This window comes from Exiguobacterium sp. FSL W8-0210 (genome assembly GCF_038006045.1).
In the GTDB taxonomy this organism is placed as follows: Bacteria; Bacillota; Bacilli; order Exiguobacteriales; family Exiguobacteriaceae; genus Exiguobacterium_A.
In genome coordinates this window covers 113,280-130,959 of record NZ_JBBOUK010000001.1, presented here as the reverse complement: position 1 = coordinate 130,959, position 17,680 = coordinate 113,280, and the positions used below count along the sequence as shown (strand labels likewise).

18 protein-coding genes are annotated in these 17,680 nt (G+C 48.0%); all 18 read right to left on the bottom strand.

Translation table 11 applies throughout. The features are described from left to right. Nucleotides 1–2 precede the first annotated feature (2 nt). The 18 genes from rpsQ to rpoB all read right to left on the bottom strand — a co-directional run bounded on the left by rpsQ (nt 3) and on the right by rpoB (nt 17,525). Nucleotides 3–266 (bottom strand): 30S ribosomal protein S17, encoded by a 264-nt coding sequence (gene rpsQ / locus MKY22_RS00725; RefSeq protein WP_023466634.1) that lies wholly within the window; start codon nt 264–266, stop codon nt 3–5. 31 nt (nt 267–297) lie between these two features. Further along, nucleotides 298–501 (bottom strand): 50S ribosomal protein L29, encoded by a 204-nt coding sequence (gene rpmC, locus MKY22_RS00720; protein ID WP_012369017.1) that lies wholly within the window; start codon nt 499–501, stop codon nt 298–300. Beyond that, the gene (gene rplP, locus MKY22_RS00715; protein ID WP_012369016.1) at nt 488–925 is read right to left on the bottom strand and encodes a 50S ribosomal protein L16; all 438 of its coding nucleotides are present in this window, start codon (nt 923–925) and stop codon (nt 488–490) included. The genes rpmC and rplP overlap by 14 nt, the downstream gene beginning before the upstream one ends. Before the next feature lie 33 nt (nt 926–958). Then, entirely contained in the window at nt 959–1,615 is a 657-nt protein-coding gene (gene rpsC, locus MKY22_RS00710; RefSeq protein WP_023466633.1) for a 30S ribosomal protein S3, read from the bottom strand. Nucleotides 1,616–1,627: 12 nt separating this feature from the next. Next, a complete protein-coding gene (gene rplV / locus MKY22_RS00705) occupies nt 1,628–1,960 on the bottom strand; it encodes a 50S ribosomal protein L22 (RefSeq protein WP_012369014.1) in 333 nt (110 codons plus the stop codon). Nucleotides 1,961–1,980: 20 nt separating this feature from the next. Next, nucleotides 1,981–2,259: a 30S ribosomal protein S19 gene (gene rpsS, locus MKY22_RS00700; RefSeq protein ID WP_012369013.1), complete on the bottom strand. Its 279-nt coding sequence runs from the start codon at nt 2,257–2,259 to the stop codon at nt 1,981–1,983. A 63-nt stretch (nt 2,260–2,322) separates the two neighbouring features. Beyond that, entirely contained in the window at nt 2,323–3,153 is an 831-nt protein-coding gene (gene rplB / locus MKY22_RS00695) for a 50S ribosomal protein L2 (protein WP_023466632.1), read from the bottom strand. Nucleotides 3,154–3,185: 32 nt separating this feature from the next. Continuing rightward, complete coding sequence (gene rplW, locus MKY22_RS00690; RefSeq protein ID WP_023466631.1) at nt 3,186–3,470, bottom strand: 50S ribosomal protein L23; 285 nt, start codon at nt 3,468–3,470, stop codon at nt 3,186–3,188. After that, nucleotides 3,470–4,093, bottom strand: coding sequence for a 50S ribosomal protein L4 (gene rplD, locus MKY22_RS00685; protein ID WP_023466630.1), 624 nt, complete (start codon nt 4,091–4,093; stop codon nt 3,470–3,472). The genes rplW and rplD overlap by 1 nt, the downstream gene beginning before the upstream one ends. Nucleotides 4,094–4,122: 29 nt before the next feature. After that, nucleotides 4,123–4,749 (bottom strand): 50S ribosomal protein L3, encoded by a 627-nt coding sequence (gene rplC, locus MKY22_RS00680; RefSeq protein ID WP_058705174.1) that lies wholly within the window; start codon nt 4,747–4,749, stop codon nt 4,123–4,125. Nucleotides 4,750–4,817: 68 nt separating this feature from the next. Then, complete coding sequence (rpsJ, locus tag MKY22_RS00675; protein WP_029343090.1) at nt 4,818–5,126, bottom strand: 30S ribosomal protein S10; 309 nt, start codon at nt 5,124–5,126, stop codon at nt 4,818–4,820. Between the two features lie 316 nt (nt 5,127–5,442). Then, nucleotides 5,443–6,630, bottom strand: coding sequence for an elongation factor Tu (gene tuf / locus MKY22_RS00670; RefSeq protein WP_341085854.1), 1,188 nt, complete (start codon nt 6,628–6,630; stop codon nt 5,443–5,445). A 117-nt stretch (nt 6,631–6,747) separates the two neighbouring features. Further along, a complete protein-coding gene (gene fusA / locus MKY22_RS00665; protein WP_195866121.1) occupies nt 6,748–8,826 on the bottom strand; it encodes an elongation factor G in 2,079 nt (692 codons plus the stop codon). A 124-nt stretch (nt 8,827–8,950) separates the two neighbouring features. Then, nucleotides 8,951–9,421, bottom strand: coding sequence for a 30S ribosomal protein S7 (gene rpsG, locus MKY22_RS00660; RefSeq protein WP_023466623.1), 471 nt, complete (start codon nt 9,419–9,421; stop codon nt 8,951–8,953). Between the two features lie 49 nt (nt 9,422–9,470). Further along, nucleotides 9,471–9,890, bottom strand: a complete 420-nt coding sequence (gene rpsL, locus MKY22_RS00655; protein ID WP_023466621.1) for a 30S ribosomal protein S12 — start codon at nt 9,888–9,890, stop codon at nt 9,471–9,473. A gap of 125 nt (nt 9,891–10,015) precedes the next feature. Then, a complete protein-coding gene (locus MKY22_RS00650) occupies nt 10,016–10,267 on the bottom strand; it encodes a ribosomal L7Ae/L30e/S12e/Gadd45 family protein (protein WP_023466620.1) in 252 nt (83 codons plus the stop codon). Nucleotides 10,268–10,347: 80 nt separating this feature from the next. Next, entirely contained in the window at nt 10,348–13,947 is a 3,600-nt protein-coding gene (gene rpoC / locus MKY22_RS00645) for a DNA-directed RNA polymerase subunit beta' (protein ID WP_035413153.1), read from the bottom strand. Between the two features lie 20 nt (nt 13,948–13,967). After that, complete coding sequence (rpoB, locus tag MKY22_RS00640) at nt 13,968–17,525, bottom strand: DNA-directed RNA polymerase subunit beta (RefSeq protein WP_064300988.1); 3,558 nt, start codon at nt 17,523–17,525, stop codon at nt 13,968–13,970. Between the last annotated feature and the right edge of the window lie 155 nt (nt 17,526–17,680).

Here is a 17,680-nt window from a genome sequence, read left to right as displayed (position 1 = left end):
GTTTAGATGATTACTGCTTCTTCAATGACTTCTACGAGACGGAAACGTTTGTCCTTAGATAATGGACGTGTTTCTTGAATGCGTACAACATCACCGATTTTAGCTGTGTTGTTTTCATCATGCGCTTTGTACTTTTTAGAGTAGTTTACGCGTTTGCCGTAAAGCTTGTGCTTTACTTTTGTTTCAACTGTAACTACGATCGTTTTGTCCATTTTGTCAGAAACGACGCGTCCAGTTAACACTTTGCGGTTGTTAGTGCGTTCCATTGAGTGTTCCTCCTCTCAGAATCCGAGTGAATTATGCGTTGTTGATGCCGAGTTCGCGTTCACGAAGAACGGTTTTCGCGCGTGCAATCGACTTGCGCACTTCACGGATACGAGCAGGGTTCTCAAGCTGACCAGTCGCGAGTTGGAAACGAAGGTTGAACAACTCTTCTTTCCACGAACCGACTTTACCGTTAAGCTCTTCAGTTGTTTGCTGACGGAGATCAGTTGCTTTCATTCGTATCACCACCATTTTCTTCACGTTTTACGAACTTACATTTTACTGGAAGTTTGTGTGATGCAAGACGGAGAGCTTCGCGTGCGATCTCTTCCGATACTCCTGCGATTTCGAACATTACTTTACCCGGTTTGACGACTGCTACCCAGCCCTCCGGAGCACCTTTACCTGAACCCATTCGGACTTCAAGAGGTTTTTTAGTGTATGGCTTGTGTGGGAAGATCTTGATCCACACTTTACCACCACGTTTCATATAACGAGTCATCGCGATACGCGCTGATTCGATTTGACGGCTAGTGATCCAGCTAGCTTCTTGAGCTTGGATACCGAACTCGCCGAAGTGTACTGTAGTACCACGTTTCGCTTTACCACGCATGTTGCCGCGGTGAACACGACGATATTTTACACGTTTTGGTAACAACATGTTGTGTTGCCTCCTTCCCTAGACGGATGTGGATTATTCTTCGTTTGCTGCTGCTTTTTTCGTAGGAAGCACTTCACCGTGGTGGAGCCATACTTTTACGCCAATTTTGCCGTAAGTTGTATCAGCTTCTGCAGTACCGTAATCGATGTCTGCACGGAGTGTATGAAGTGGAACTGTTCCTTCCGAATACTTCTCAGAACGAGCGATATCAGCGCCACCAAGACGACCAGAAACTTCAGTCTTGATTCCTTTGATACCAGAACGCATTGAGCGTTGGATTGATTGCTTCATAGCACGACGGAACGATACGCGACCTTCAAGTTGGCGAGCGATGTTCTCAGCGACGAGCTTAGCAACTGCATCCGGGTTTTTCACTTCAACGACGTTAACGTGAACGCGTTTGCCTTTTGCAAGGTTAGTGATGTCTTTACGAAGTGTTTCGATTTCAGAACCGCCTTTACCGATAACCATACCAGGCTTAGCAGTGTGAAGTGAGATGTTCAAGCGGTTAGCTGCGCGCTCGATTTCTACTTTAGAGACACTAGCGTCTTTAAGACGTTTTTCGATATATTCACGAACTACGTAGTCTTCATGAAGGAGATCAGCATAGTCTTTATCTGCGAACCAACGTGATTCCCAGTCTTTGATGATACCTACGCGAAGACCAGTTGGGTTAATCTTCTGACCCACGGTAATCCCTCCTTATTTTTCAGATACCACGATGTGAACGTGGCTCGTACGTTTGTTGATGCGGCTTGCGCGACCCATTGCACGTGGGCGGAAACGTTTGAGCGTTGGACCTTCGTTTACGTAAGCCTCAGTGACTACGAGGTTTTCGATGTTCATGTCGAAGTTGTGCTCAGCGTTCGCGATTGCCGATTTCAATACTTTCTCAACGATTGGCGTTGCTGCCTTGTTCGTGTAAGCAAGAATCGAAAGTGCTTCGCCGATTTGCTTCCCGCGGATTAAGTCTACTACGAGACGTGCCTTACGAGGAGCAATGCGAACCATATTAGCCGATGCTTTTGATTGCATAATGAGTACCTCCCCTCAGATTAACGTTTCGTTTTCTTATCGTTTCCAGCATGTCCTTTGTAAGAACGTGTTGGAGCGAATTCACCAAGTTTGTGACCGACCATATCTTCTGTCACGTAAACCGGTACGTGTTTACGACCATCGTAGACAGCGATCGTGTGACCGATGAACTCTGGGAAGATTGTCGAGCGGCGTGACCAAGTTTTGATGACATGTTTGTCACCAGCTTCGTTGGCTTTATCAACCTTAGCGAGCAGATGGTGATCTGCGAATGGACCTTTTTTCAAGCTGCGACCCATAGTTGTACCTCCCTTTGGCATGATTCAGGAACGGTTCCTACGAACCGTCCAGAAATCATGTAATTATTTTTTAGAACGACGGACGATATATTTATCGCTCGCTTTGTTTTTCTTACGAGTTTTGTAGCCGAGTGCCGGTTTACCCCAAGGAGTAAGTGGGCCCGAACGACCGATTGGAGCACGTCCTTCACCACCACCGTGTGGGTGATCGACTGGGTTCATGACAGAACCACGAACTGTAGGACGTTTTCCGAGCCAGCGTGAACGACCAGCTTTACCGATATTGACGAGCTCGTGCTCTTCATTACCGACAGCGCCGACTGTTGCACGGCAAGTAGCAAGGATCATACGAGTTTCGCCTGATTGAAGACGAACGATTGCGTATTTACCATCTTTACCGAGAAGCTGAGCAGAAGTACCAGCTGCGCGAACGAGCTGACCACCTTTACCTGGCTTAAGTTCGATGTTGTGGATCAACGTACCGACTGGGATGTTTGAAAGTGGAAGAGCATTACCGACTTTAATGTCAGCTTCTGGTCCAGCCATGACTTGCATGTCTACTTTCAAGCCTTTCGGTGCGAGGATGTAGCGTTTTTCACCATCGATGTAGTGGATCAATGCGATGTTAGCAGAGCGGTTTGGATCGTACTCAATTGTAGCGACACGACCAGCGATGCCATCCTTGTTCCGTTTGAAGTCGATGATACGATATTTACGTTTGTGTCCGCCACCTTGGTGACGTACTGTCAAGCGACCTTGGTTGTTACGTCCGCCCTTTTTCGAAAGCTTTTCAGTTAACGATTTTTCAGGACGTGAAGCCGTAATCTCAGCAAAGTCGAGTGCAGTCATATTACGACGACCGTTAGTGGTCGGTTTAAACTTTTTAATTCCCATCGAGAGTTCCCTCCTTTTCTACAGAGTTCCGATTAACCGAGGTAATCGAGTTCTTTGCTATCTGCAGTAAGCGTGACGACCGCTTTTTTGCGGCGTGCTGTGTAACCAGCGTGACGACCTACGCGTTTTGCTTTTGGTTTTGAGATCAATGTGTTGACTTTGTCAACTTTCACTCCGAAGATCGCTTCAACTGCATCTTTGATTTGAGTCTTAGATGCCTTCACGTCTACTTCGAATGTGTACTTTTTCTCAGCCATTTGGTTTACTGAACGTTCAGTAATGACAGGACGTTTGATAATGTCGTGTGTGTGTGCCATTATGCAAGCACCTCCTCTACTCTCGCAACAGCGTCCTTCGTAATGATGACTTTGTCATGAGCGACAAGATCAAGGACGTTTACACCTGCAGCGTCAACGACTGTGACACCTGGGATGTTGCGTGTTGAAAGAACGACTGACTCGTTGTAATCAGCAGTAACGACGAGAACTTTACGTTCGATTGAAAGAGCAGCGAATACTGCGATCATGTCCTTAGTTTTAGGAGCATCGATTGTCAATCCTTCAAGAACGATGAACTCGTTGTTAGCGACTTTCGAAGAAAGTGCTGAACGAAGTGCGAGACGACGAACCTTTTTAGGAAGTTTGTAAGCGTACGAACGTGGTGTTGGACCGAAGACTGTTCCACCGCCAACCCATTGTGGCGAACGGATCGAACCTTGGCGTGCACGACCAGTACCTTTTTGTTTCCATGGTTTACGGCCGCCACCGCGAACTTCCGAGCGACCTTTTGTATCATGTGTACCTTGGCGACGTGAAGCTTGTTGCATGACGATTGCATCGTATACGACTGCTTCATTTGGCTCGATTCCGAAAACGGCATCTGCGAGCTCGATGTCTCCAACTTGTGTACCTGTTTGGTTAAGCAAAGCTACTTTAGGCATTCGTTATTCCTCCTTTCCTTGCAAACGGATTAGTTGCCTTTAACCGCAGATTTGATGACAACTTGGCTCTTACGTGCGCCTGGGATAGCACCCTTGACGAGGAGTAAGCCGCGTTCTGCATCAACTTTTACGATTTCAAGGTTTTGAACAGTGATTTGCTCTCCACCCATGCGTCCAGGGAGCAATTTCCCTTTGAATACACGGTTAGGAGCAACAGGACCCATTGAACCTGGGCGACGGTGATAACGCGAACCGTGAGCCATTGGACCACGTGATTGGTTGTGACGCTTGATTGCACCAGCGAAACCTTTACCTTTCGACGTACCTGTTACATCAACCATTTCGCCTGCAGCAAAAGTATCTGCTTTAATCTCTTGACCGATTTCGAAATCTGCTACTGATGTACGGATTTCTTTAATGAAGCGCTTAGGTGTCGCGTTTGCTTTCGCAGCGTGACCTTTTTGCGGTTTGTTTTGACGACCTTCTTTGATATCACCAAAGCCGAGTTGGACTGCTTCGTAACCGTCAACTTCCGTTGTTTTCAATTGAAGAACAACGTTACCTTCGACTGAAACGACAGTAACAGGGACGACTTCGCCTGACTCGTTGAAGATTTGTGTCATACCGAGTTTAGTTCCTAAGATTCCTTTAGCCATGAGATACACCTCCTAATATTGAATGATTTTGATCTTCTGGCTAGTATCAACTATCTATAGAAGAAAAATTAAAGTTTGATTTCGATGTCAACGCCCGATGGAAGTTCGAGACGCATAAGCGCATCAACAGTTTTCGGTGTTGGGTTAACGATGTCGATCAAACGTTTGTGTGTACGCATTTCGAACTGCTCACGAGCATCTTTGTACTTGTGAACGGCACGAAGTACTGTGTAGACCGCTTTCTCCGTTGGGAGTGGGATCGGACCAGATACAGTAGCACCTGAACGTTTTGCTGTGTCGACAATCTTCTCAGCCGATTGATCAAGCACGCGGTGATCGTATGCTTTCAAACGGATCCGAATTTTTTCATTTGCCATGTTATTTCCCTCCTTTTCGCCTATTTCGTAAATAGACATTCTCCGCGGAAATTTCCACACTAGCCATGGCAATGCCGCCTGGTGTGTCATAACCTCCCGCTTCATCGCGTTGTGTTTGTGACCAACATATTCTATCATACTGAATCACCAGCAAGAATGCAAGCACTAATAAAATAGAATATGTATTCAAGTCTCTCACCACTCGCACAAACACTTTCCTCAGTATATAAGATGTCAGACCATGTTGCAAGACTGTTTTCAAAGAAATGAAAAAAGGTCTTCCGCCACGGGAGACGGAAGACCTTTATCTTAAAAATTACTCAACGATTTCTGTAACTGATCCAGCGCCTACTGTACGGCCACCTTCACGGATTGAGAAACGAGTTTCTTTTTCAAGAGCGATTGGTGCGATGAGTTCAACAGTCATTTCGATGTTGTCCCCAGGCATAACCATTTCAGTACCTTCTGGAAGTTGAACCATACCAGTTACGTCAGTTGTACGGAAGTAGAACTGCGGGCGGTAGTTCGCGAAGAATGGCGTGTGACGGCCACCCTCTTCTTTAGAAAGAACGTAAACTTGCGCTTTGAACTTTTTGTGTGGTGTGATTGTGTTTGGTTTCGCGAGAACTTGTCCACGCTCGATGTCGTCACGTGATACACCACGGAGAAGAGCACCGATGTTGTCGCCAGCTTCAGCATAGTCAAGAAGCTTACGGAACATCTCTACACCAGTACATACTGATTTTTTAGTTTCTTCGTGAAGACCAACGATTTCGATCTCGTCGTTGACTTTAAGAACTCCACGCTCAACGCGGCCAGTAGCAACTGTACCACGACCAGTGATTGAGAAGACATCCTCAACTGGCATCATGAAGTCTTTTTCAGTGTCACGAGTTGGTTCTGGGATGTACTCATCGACAGCTGCCATGAGTTCAAGAATTTTTTCTTCCCATTTAGCTTCGCCGTTAAGCGCGCCAAGAGCAGAACCTTGGATAACTGGGAGGTCATCACCTGGGAAGTCGTACTCAGAAAGAAGCTCACGGATTTCTATTTCGACGAGCTCAAGAAGCTCTTCGTCGTCAACCATGTCAACTTTGTTCATGAATACTACGATGAAAGGAACACCTACTTGACGTGAAAGCAAGATGTGTTCACGTGTTTGTGGCATTGGACCATCTGTTGCAGAAACAACGAGGATCGCGCCGTCCATTTGTGCAGCACCAGTGATCATGTTTTTAACATAGTCAGCGTGACCTGGGCAGTCAACGTGTGCATAGTGGCGTTTTTCTGTTTCGTACTCGATGTGAGCTGTTGCGATTGTGATACCGCGCTCGCGCTCTTCTGGAGCACCATCGATTTGGTCAAACTTAGTTGCAGCTTTACCTTGTGCTTTTGCAAGTACAGCTGAGATAGCTGCTGTTAAAGTTGTTTTACCGTGGTCGACGTGGCCGATTGTACCAACGTTAACGTGCGGTTTAGAACGGTCGAATTTTTCCTTACCCATTCTGAATTCCTCCTCTATGTGTCTAATAATTTTTTATAACTAGGAAGGTGAGTCGTAAGATAACGTACACCTTCCTTAGCTTACACTAATCATAAAAGCGTGACAACCTGTGAAGGATTAGCCGTTCGCTTTTTTGATGATTTCTTCCGCAACTGATTTCGGTACTTCTTCGTAGTGATCGAAGTGCATCGAGTACGTTCCGCGACCTTGTGTGCGTGAACGAAGACCAGTAGCGTATCCGAACATTTCAGAAAGTGGAATCATTGAACGGACAACTTGAGCGTTACCGCGTGCTTCCATACCTTCTACGCGACCACGGCGTGATGTAACATCACCCATGATGTCTCCCATGTATTCGTCTGGGATGACGATTTCAACTTTCATCATTGGCTCAAGGATAACAGCACCGCTCTTATCTTTGAGTTGTTTGACTGCCATTGAAGCCGCAACTTTAAATGCCATCTCGTTTGAGTCGACATCGTGGTACGATCCGAAGACGAGTGAAGCTTTTACGTCAACGACCGGATAACCAGCAAGGATACCGTTTTGAAGTGCTTCTTCGATTCCGTTCTCAACCGCTGGGATGTATTCACGTGGAACAACACCACCGACGATTTTGTTGTTGAACTCGAAGCCAGCGCCTTCTTCGTTCGGCTCGAATTCTACGACGACGTGACCATACTGACCACGACCACCAGATTGACGAGCGAACTTCGAATCGATCTTCGCCGCTTGGCGGATCGTTTCACGGTAAGCTACTTGTGGAGCACCAACGTTTGCTTCGACTTTGAACTCGCGACGCATACGGTCAACGATGATGTCGAGGTGAAGCTCACCCATACCTGAGATGATCGTTTGACCAGTCTCTGGGTTTGTTTCAGTACGGAACGTTGGATCCTCTTCAGCAAGCTTAGCGAGGGCTTGACCCATTTTATCTTGGTCAGCTTTCGTTTTTGGTTCGATAGCGACCGAGATAACTGGTTCTGGGAATGTCATTGATTCGAGAACGACGTTGTCTTTCTCTGCACAAAGCGTATCTCCAGTAGTCGTATCTTTCAAACCTACAGCTGCAGCGATGTCACCCGCGTATACCATCGGGATCTCTTCACGGCTGTTTGCGTGCATTTGAAGGATACGTCCAAGACGCTCACGTTTGCCTTTTGTTGAGTTTTTAACGTACGATCCTGCCGAAGCTGTACCAGAGTACACACGGAAGAATGTCAATTTACCGACGTAAGGGTCAGTCATGACTTTGAACGCGAGTGCAGAGAATGGTGCGTCGTCCGAAGACTCACGTACGATTTCTTCATCCGTATCCATGTCGATACCTGAGATCGCTTTTACGTCGATTGGTGATGGGAGGTAATCGAGAACTGCGTCAAGCATAAGCTGAACACCTTTGTTCTTGAATGCCGAACCTACGAGTACAGGATAGAAGTCAACTGTCAGAGTTGCTTTACGGATAGCCGCTTTCAACTCGTCGATTGTGATTTCTTCACCCTCGAGGTATTTCATCATCAATTCTTCTTCATAATCCGCAACTGCTTCGATCAATGATCCACGGAGTTCTTCAGCTTGATCAGCAAGATCAGCTGGGAAACCGTCAGTCACTTCGATGTCAGTTCCGAGATCGTTACCGTACATATATGTTTTCTGTTCGACGAGGTCGATGATTCCTTTGAATTCATCTTCCGCACCGATTGGAAGTTGGATCGCGTGTGCGTTCGCTTGGAGGCGTTCGCGAAGCGTTCCGACCGAGTACAAGAAGTCTGCACCGATTTTATCCATTTTGTTAACGAAAACGATACGTGGTACGCCGTAAGTTGTAGCTTGGCGCCATACTGTCTCAGTTTGTGGCTCAACACCAGACTGAGCGTCAAGTACTGCTACCGCACCATCAAGTACGCGAAGTGAACGTTCAACCTCAACAGTGAAGTCTACGTGTCCAGGTGTATCGATGATGTTTACGCGGTTACCTTTCCATTGAGCAGTTGTTGCTGCCGATGTAATCGTGATCCCACGCTCTTGCTCTTGCTCCATCCAGTCCATTTGTGAAGCACCTTCGTGCGTTTCACCAATCTTGTGGATACGACCCGTGTAATACAGGATACGCTCAGTCGTTGTTGTTTTACCAGCATCGATGTGAGCCATGATCCCGATGTTACGAGTGTTCTTAAGGGAGAATTCTCTTGCCATCTTTAAACATTCTCCTTTCGCATTTTAGTTTAGTGGTCGTGTGTTGCCACACGTCATGACTATACCCGAAAGCCACCTCATAATTCCATTAAAAATGGCATGCATGAGGTGGTGATTTTCGGAATTACCAGCGGTAGTGAGCAAACGCTTTGTTCGCTTCCGCCATTTTGTGCATATCTTCGCGCTTCTTAACAGAAGCACCAGTGTTGTTTGCAGCGTCCATGATTTCGTTAGCAAGGCGCGCATCCATAGTTTTTTCGTTACGGAGACGTGAGTAGTTCACGAGGTAACGAAGTGCGAGTGTCGTACGACGCTCTGGGCGAACTTCGACAGGAACTTGATAGTTAGCTCCACCTACACGGCGTGCTTTAACTTCAAGAACTGGCATGATGTTGTTCATCGCTTCTTCAAAGACTTCCATTGCATCGCGACCTGAACGTTCAGCGATAGTTTCGAAAGCTTTGTATAAGATTTGTTGAGCAGTACCTTTTTTACCATCTAACATAAGACGGTTGATAAGGCGGGTAACGAGTTTAGAGTTGTAGATCGGATCAGCCATTACATCACGACGTTCTGCTTGACCTTTACGTGGCATTCCGAGTCCCTCCTTTCATATAGTGAGGTGATATCTTAAGATATCTAAATTATTTTTTAACTTTAGGACGTTTAGTACCGTATTTCGAACGACCTTGCATACGGCCGTCAACACCAGCTGTATCAAGCGCACCACGAACGATGTGGTAACGTACCCCTGGTAAGTCTTTTACGCGGCCGCCACGGATAAGAACAACACTGTGCTCTTGAAGGTTGTGGCCGATACCTGGGATGTAAGCTGTTACTTCCATTGTGTTCGTCAAACGTACACGTGCGTATTTACGAAGAGCCGAGTTCGGTTTCTTCGGAGTCATTGTACCTACACGAGTACAAACACCACGTTTTTGTGGTGAGCTGATGTCAGTACGAGCTTTAATGAAGCTGTTGTACCCTTTGTTCAGCGCTGGCGAATCTGATTTCACAACTTTTGATTGACGTCCTTTACGGACTAATTGGTTGATAGTAGGCATCTTTGAGATCCTCCCTTCCTGAATTCATGACAAATTTCAAAACCACCGAGCCGGGTGGTTCATCGAAAGTCATAATGAAACGTTTTGCGTGGCTCAGGCATTCCATCGCCACACAAAACGCATTATCAAACTTTCTTAATGGCAACAGCGGTTGCTGCGACATCGATTCCACAAGCTTTTCCAAGCTCTTGCTTAGAAGGAACATTCACGACTGGAACGTTTGCTTGTTTCGCCGCATCGAGCAATGCTTGTTTTACGTGTTCATCTGCGTCATCCGCAATGATCACTTCCGACGCCTTGCCAGATCGCAATGCTTTGAGCGTTTGCTTTTGACCGACAAACTTCAAATCTGCGCCGACTACTTTTTTGTAAGACATGAAGATATCCTCCAAAATAACACAGCCGGTTGGCAACACTATATCATAGTAGCACCGCCATACCGGCGTGTCAAGGCGTTTTATTCTACCGGAGAATCGGCTTCTACAGGTGCTTCGCCAGCTACTTCGAGATCGATCTGACGGTAACGTGACATCCCAGTACCAGCTGGAACCAACTTACCGATGATGACGTTCTCTTTCAAGCCGCGAAGGTAGTCGCTCTTCCCTTTAATCGCTGCATCCGTAAGGACACGAGTCGTTTCTTGGAACGACGCAGCCGATAGGAATGAATCTGTTTCAAGTGACGCTTTCGTGATACCGAGAAGAACTGGTTTCGCCGAAGCGAGAGCTTTCCCGTTACGGAGCGCTTCTTTACAAGCTTCCTTGAACGTGCTGATATCGACGAGCGAACCTGGTAAGAGTGAAGTCTCACCAGACTCGATGACACGTACGCGACGGATCATTTGGCGAACCATGACCTCGACGTGTTTGTCACCGATCTCAACCCCTTGCATCCGGTATACTTTTTGAACTTCTTGAAGCAAGTAGTTCTGAACGCCGGATACACCTTTAACGTTCAAGAGTTCTTTCGGATCGATCGAACCTTCCGTGAAGACTTGACCAGCTTTGACCTCGTCCCCGAGCTGAACACGTAGACGCGAACCGAATGGGATCGTGTATGTGCGTGTTTCGCTGAGTCCTTGGACCGTCAATTCACGTTTGTCACGCGATTCCGTGAAGTCGATGACTTGACCATCGATTTCCGAGATGACCGCTTGACCTTTCGGGTTACGCGCTTCGAACAACTCTTGGATACGCGGAAGACCTTGTGTGATATCGTCTCCGGCAACCCCACCTGTGTGGAAGGTACGCATCGTAAGCTGCGTTCCTGGCTCACCGATTGATTGTGCCGCGATGATACCGACAGCTTCGCCGACTTCGACGTCGTTGCCTGTTGCCAAGTTGCGTCCGTAACATTTCTTACAGACACCATGGCTTGTGTTACATGTGAAGGCAGTACGGATCTCAACGTTATCGACACCAGCGTCAGTGATGACACGCGCGATGTCTTCATCGATGAGTTCGTTCGTTGAAACGAGGACTTCTCCTGTTTCAGGGTGAACGACGTTTTCGAATGCCGTACGGCCGACGAGGCGGTCGTAGAGGCTTTCGATTTCTTCCGTTCCTTCACGGAGTGCTGTGACGCGGATACCACGATCCGTTCCACAATCATCTTCACGGATGATGACGTCTTGAGCAACGTCAACGAGACGACGAGTCAGGTAACCCGAGTCAGCCGTTTTCAAGGCTGTATCGGCAAGACCTTTACGTGCACCGTGTGTCGAGATGAAGTATTCCTGTACCGTTAGACCCTCACGGAACGATGATTTGATCGGGAGCTCGATGATCCGTCCACTTGGAGCGGCCATGAGTCCACGCATACCAGCGAGCTGCGTGAAGTTCGACGCGTTACCACGGGCACCGGAGTCACTCATCATGAAGATCGGGTTGAGACGGTTGAGGGATTTCATCAGACGAGACTGAATTTCATCCTTCGCATCATTCCACGATTTAACGACGCGCTCATAGCGCTCGTCTTCTGTGATGAGACCACGACGGTACGATTTCATGACGCGGTCGACATTGTCCTGCGCTTCAACAAGAATTTCTTGTTTATCTGGAAGAACGATGATGTCCGCGATCCCTACCGTGATACCGGCACGAGTCGAGTGTTTGAATCCGAGGTTTTTCATGCGGTCGAGCATGCGGCTTGTTTCTGTCGTCTCAAACCGTTTGAAGACTTCCGCGATGACATTTCCAAGGAATCCTTTTTTGAATGGGTCGATGATCGGACGGTTCTTCAGTTCTGCCGCGACATCTGTTCCTTTTTCAAGGAAGTACTTGTCCGGCGTCGCTTCTTGAAGGTTCGTCATCGTTGGTTCGTTCAAGTAAGGGAACGTCGTTGGGAGGATCTCGTTGAAGATCAACTTACCGACTGTTGTAATCAATAATTTCTCGTTTTGCTCTTCCGTGAATGTCGGGTTCTTGAGAACGCCGGCTGGAATCGCAACACGTGTATGGAAGTGCGCATAACCATTTTGGTAAGCGATGAGCGCTTCATTCACTGTCGAGAAGATTTTACCTTCGCCGATCGCGTTTTCGCGCTCGAGCGTGAGGTAGTAGTTACCGAGGACCATATCCTGCGATGGTGTAACAACAGGTTTACCGTCTTTCGGGTTCAAGATGTTTTGTGCAGCGAGCATGAGAAGACGTGCTTCTGCTTGTGCTTCTGCTGAAAGTGGTACGTGAACCGCCATTTGGTCACCATCGAAATCGGCGTTGTACGCCGTACATACGAGTGGGTGAAGGCGAATCGCGCGTCCTTCGACGAGCGTTGGTTCGAATGCCTGGATACCGAGACGGTGAAGTGTCGGTGCACGGTTCAAGAGAACCGGATGCTCACGGATGACTTCTTCGAGGACATCCCAGATTTCAGGTTGAACGCGCTCGATTTTCCGTTTCGCACTCTTAATGTTCGGTGCGATGCCACGAGAGACGAGTTCTTTCATGACGAACGGTTTGAAGAGCTCAAGGGCCATTTCTTTTGGAAGACCACATTGATACATCTTCAGGTTTGGACCAACGACGATAACCGAACGACCAGAGTAGTCGACACGTTTACCGAGCAAGTTTTGACGGAAACGTCCTTGTTTCCCTTTCAACATGTGTGAAAGTGATTTAAGTGGACGGTTACCTGGTCCAGTGACTGGACGACCACGACGACCGTTATCGATCAAAGCATCGACTGCTTCTTGAAGCATCCGTTTTTCATTCTGAACGATGATGTTCGGAGCGCCAAGGTCAAGAAGACGCTTGAGACGGTTGTTACGGTTGATGACGCGGCGGTACAAGTCGTTCAAGTCAGACGTTGCGAAACGTCCGCCATCGAGTTGAACCATCGGACGAAGTTCCGGTGGGATGACTGGAAGTACTTCAAGCACCATCCATTCTGGATTGTTGCCTGAGTTACGGAACGCATCGAGGACTTCAAGGCGTTTGATCGCACGCGTACGACGTTGTCCTTGAATCATACGAAGCTCTTCACGTAATGCAGCGACTTCTTTATCGAGTTCTACGTCACGGAGCAATTTACGAACTGCTTCCGCACCCATTTCAGCAGTGAACGAACGACCGAACTTCTCACGATAGGCACGGTATTCTTTCTCTGAAAGGAGTTGTTTCTTCTCAAGTGTCGATTCGCCTGGATCTGTGACGACGTACGACGCGAAGTAGATGATCTCTTCTAACGCACGCGGTGACATGTCGAGGACGAGTCCCATACGGCTAGGAATTCCTTTGAAGTACCAGATGTGCGAAACCGGTGCTGCGAGCTCGATGTGACCCATGCGCTCACGACGGACTTTCGACTTCGTGACTTCAACGCCACAGCGGTCACAAATGATTCCTTTATAGCGGATCCGTTTGTATTTACCACAGTAACATTCCCAGTCTTTTGTTGGACCAAAGATACGTTCACAGAACAAACCGTCTTTCTCCGGTTTGAGTGTACGATAGTTGATCGTCTCCGGCTTTTTCACTTCCCCGAAAGACCATGAACGGATCTTTTCGGGGGAAGCGAGGCCGATTTGCATATATTCAAATCTATTAACATCTACCAAGGGGTGGACCTCCCTTTCGCTTATTCCTCTTCAGTAACAACTGGTGCGACAGGCGCTTGAACTTCTTCGAGTGCTGGAGTCGCGTTCGGGATATTGTCCTCGTCTTCGTCGCGCATTTCGATTTCTTCATCATCAGCAGACATCATCTTGACGTCCATACCGAGTGATTGAAGCTCTTTAATGAGGACTCGGAACGATTCCGGTACGCCCGGTTGTGGTACATTCTCACCTTTGACGATTGCTTCGTATGCTTTAACACGACCGATCGTGTCATCCGACTTGATTGTAAGGATCTCTTGGAGTGTGTAGGCTGCGCCGTATGCTTCAAGTGCCCATACTTCCATCTCACCGAAACGCTGACCACCGAACTGGGCTTTACCACCGAGCGGTTGTTGTGTAACGAGTGAGTATGGTCCTGTCGAACGTGCGTGAAGTTTATCATCGACCATGTGAGCAAGTTTAATCATATACATGACACCGACAGAGATGCGGTTATCGAACGCTTCACCCGAACGACCATCATAAAGGACAGTCTTCGCGTCGCGATCCATACCTGCTTCTTCAATCGTTGCCCAAACATCTTCCTCACGCGCACCATCGAATACCGGTGATGCGACTTTGATGCCGAGTTGACGTGCTGCCATCCCGAGGTGAAGCTCGAGCAACTGCCCGATGTTCATCCGTGATGGAACCCCAAGTGGGTTCAACATGATGTCAATTGGCGTACCGTCTGGCATGTACGGCATGTCTTCTTCTGGAAGGATACGCGAGATAACACCTTTGTTACCGTGACGACCCGCCATTTTGTCACCCTCGTGAATCTTACGCTTCTGAACGATGTAAGCACGGATCAACTGGTTGACACCAGGTGAGAGCTCGTCCCCATTATCGCGGTCGAAGATTTTGACGTCGAGGATGATTCCATCACCACCGTGTGGTACACGGAGAGATGTATCACGGACTTCACGTGCTTTTTCACCGAAGATTGCATGAAGAAGACGTTCTTCCGCTGTCAATTCCGTTACACCCTTCGGCGTAACTTTACCGACGAGGATATCGCCGTCCTTGACTTCCGCACCGACGCGGATGATTCCGCGATCGTCGAGGTTTTTCAAGGCATCATCACCGACGTTCGGAATATCACGTGTGATTTCTTCCGGTCCGAGTTTCGTATCACGCGACTCACATTCGTATTCTTCGATGTGGATCGATGTGTAGACGTCGTCTTTGACAAGACGCTCACTCATGATGACAGCATCCTCATAGTTGTAACCATCCCATGTCATGAAACCGACGAGTACGTTACGACCAAGCGCAAGTTCCCCACCGTCCATCGATGGACCATCTGCAAGGATCTCGCCTTTATCGACTGGGTCGCCTGCTTTGATGATTGGTTTTTGGTTATAACACGTTCCTTGGTTAGAACGGATGAATTTTTGAATCTTGTAACGGTCGAGTTCCCCTTCAACGATGTTGCCATCGACTTCCGTCGTACGACGGACAAGGATTTCACGCGCCGTGACACGCTCAGCGATCCCTGCGTGCTTCGCAACGACAGCGGCTCCTGAGTCTTTCGCAGACACGTACTCCATTCCTGTACCGACAATCGGAGATTCCGGGTTCAGAAGTGGGACGGCCTGACGTTGCATGTTCGCTCCCATGAGGGCACGGTTCGAGTCATCGTTCTCAAGGAACGGGATACAAGCCGTTGCGGCAGATACAACCTGCTTCGGTGAAACGTCCATGTAATCGACACGTGCTGGTTCGACAGACAAGTTTTGTCCACGGAAACGTGAAAGGACGTGTGAATCTTTAAACGTCTTCTCTTCCGTCAACAACATGTTTGCCTGTGCGACGACGTAGAGATCCTCTTCGTCAGCAGTCATGTAGTGGATTTCATCCGTGACGACGCCCGTTTCCGGATCGACACGACGATATGGCGCTTCGATGAAGCCGTACTCATTGACCTTCGCGTACGAAGACAACGAGTTGATCAAACCGATGTTTGGTCCCTCTGGCGTTTCGATCGGACACATACGGGAATAGTGCGAGTAGTGTACGTCACGAACTTCGAAACCAGCGCGCTCACGTGTCAAACCACCAGGTCCGAGTGCTGAAAGACGACGTTTGTGCGTCAATTCCGCAAGCGGGTTCGTTTGGTCCATGAACTGAGACAACTGCGAGCTACCGAAGAACTCTTTAATCGATGCGATAACTGGACGAATGTTGATCAATGCCTGTGGCGTGATCGCATTCTGATCCTGAATCGACATCCGTTCCTTAACGACACGTTCCATCCGTGAGAGACCGATCCGGAATTGGTTCTGGAGCAGCTCACCGACTGAACGAAGACGACGGTTACCGAGGTGGTCGATATCGTCTGTCGTACCGACTTCATGCAACAAGTTAAAGAAGTAGTTGATGGAAGCAATCATGTCAGCAGGCGTGATGTGCTTGATGTCACGATCGATGTTACCGTTACCGATGATATTGATGATGCGTTCACCTTCAGCATCGTCCGGTGCGAACACCTTGATTGACTGTAAGTTGAAAGCCTCACCCTGCGTCACGCCGCCTGTAGGCGTCGCTTCGATGTAACCAACGGATCCTTCGAGGAATGGAAGGACTTTATCGAGCATACGACGATCAAGGACCGTTCCTGCTTCCGCGATGACTTCACCTGTCTCAGGATCAACAAGCGTTTCCGCGAGTTTTTGACCGAAGAGACGGTTCTTAAGATGAAGCTTTTTATTGATTTTATAACGACCAACGTTTGCCAAATCATAACGTTTCGGGTCAAAGAAGCGCGACACGAGCAACGCTTTTGCGTTTTCGACTGTCGGCGGCTCTCCCGGACGTAGACGCTCATAAATCTCGATGAGGGCTTTTTCCGTTGATTCCGTATTATCTTTTTCAAGTGAATTCCGGAGGTACTCATCATCACCGAGAAGATCGATGATTTCCTGATCCGTACCGAAACCAAGAGCACGTAAAAGAACCGTTACTGGAATCTTACGCGTGCGATCAATGCGAACATAAACGATGTCTTTCGCGTCTGTCTCGAGCTCGAGCCATGCACCACGGTTTGGGATGACTGTCGCGGAGAATCCACGCTTACCGTTCTTATCTAACTTATTGTTGTAATAAACACTTGGCGAACGAACAAGCTGCGAAACGATTACGCGCTCCGCTCCATTGATGATGAATGTTCCCGACTCCGTCATAAGCGGGAAGTCACCCATGAAGACTTCTTGTTCTTTCAATTCACCCGTCTCTTTATTTTGAAGACGGACTTTAACGCGTAGTGGTGCCGAATAGGTCACGTCGCGCTCTTTCGATTCATCGATCGAATACTTCGGCTCTCCGAGCGAGTAGTCGATGAATTCTAATACGAGATTCCCTGTGAAATCGGAAATCGGCGAAATGTCATGAAACATCTCACGAAGACCTTCCCGCAGGAACCACTCATACGAATTCGTTTGAATCTCGATTAAGTTTGGAAGTTCCAATACTTCGCTGATACGTGCATAGCTTCTTCTCTGACGGTGACGACCGTACTGAACAAGTTGACCAGTCAACTGATTCACCTCTCAGACCCACTTCTTCTTATAGAGAAGGACGGGTGTAATATCGAACATTGAAGCCATTTTTTGATTGATAAGCGCAAAAAAGCGACGTCTTGTCTACTCAATCATCTGTAGTCGAGAACGCCAGCTGCTTTCAAACATCTTAT

Excerpts from the sequence above, each read along its gene's own strand:
- rpsQ (WP_023466634.1), bottom strand. The coding sequence starts at position 266 with ATGGAACGCACTAACAACCGCAAAGTGTTAACTGGACGCGTCGTTTCT.
- rpmC (WP_012369017.1), bottom strand. The coding sequence starts at position 501 with ATGAAAGCAACTGATCTCCGTCAGCAAACAACTGAAGAGCTTAACGGT.
- rplP (WP_012369016.1), bottom strand. The coding sequence starts at position 925 with ATGTTGTTACCAAAACGTGTAAAATATCGTCGTGTTCACCGCGGCAAC.
- rplV (WP_012369014.1), bottom strand. The coding sequence starts at position 1,960 with ATGCAATCAAAAGCATCGGCTAATATGGTTCGCATTGCTCCTCGTAAG.
- rpsS (WP_012369013.1), bottom strand. The coding sequence starts at position 2,259 with ATGGGTCGCAGCTTGAAAAAAGGTCCATTCGCAGATCACCATCTGCTC.
- rplB (WP_023466632.1), bottom strand. The coding sequence starts at position 3,153 with ATGGGAATTAAAAAGTTTAAACCGACCACTAACGGTCGTCGTAATATG.
- rplW (WP_023466631.1), bottom strand. The coding sequence starts at position 3,470 with ATGGCACACACACACGACATTATCAAACGTCCTGTCATTACTGAACGT.
- rplD (WP_023466630.1), bottom strand. The coding sequence starts at position 4,093 with ATGCCTAAAGTAGCTTTGCTTAACCAAACAGGTACACAAGTTGGAGAC.
- rplC (WP_058705174.1), bottom strand. The coding sequence starts at position 4,749 with ATGGCTAAAGGAATCTTAGGAACTAAACTCGGTATGACACAAATCTTC.
- rpsJ (WP_029343090.1), bottom strand. The coding sequence starts at position 5,126 with ATGGCAAATGAAAAAATTCGGATCCGTTTGAAAGCATACGATCACCGC.
- tuf (WP_341085854.1), bottom strand. The coding sequence starts at position 6,630 with ATGGGTAAGGAAAAATTCGACCGTTCTAAACCGCACGTTAACGTTGGT.
- fusA (WP_195866121.1), bottom strand. The coding sequence starts at position 8,826 with ATGGCAAGAGAATTCTCCCTTAAGAACACTCGTAACATCGGGATCATG.
- rpsG (WP_023466623.1), bottom strand. The coding sequence starts at position 9,421 with ATGCCACGTAAAGGTCAAGCAGAACGTCGTGATGTAATGGCTGATCCG.
- rpsL (WP_023466621.1), bottom strand. The coding sequence starts at position 9,890 with ATGCCTACTATCAACCAATTAGTCCGTAAAGGACGTCAATCAAAAGTT.
- MKY22_RS00650 (WP_023466620.1), bottom strand. The coding sequence starts at position 10,267 with ATGTCTTACAAAAAAGTAGTCGGCGCAGATTTGAAGTTTGTCGGTCAA.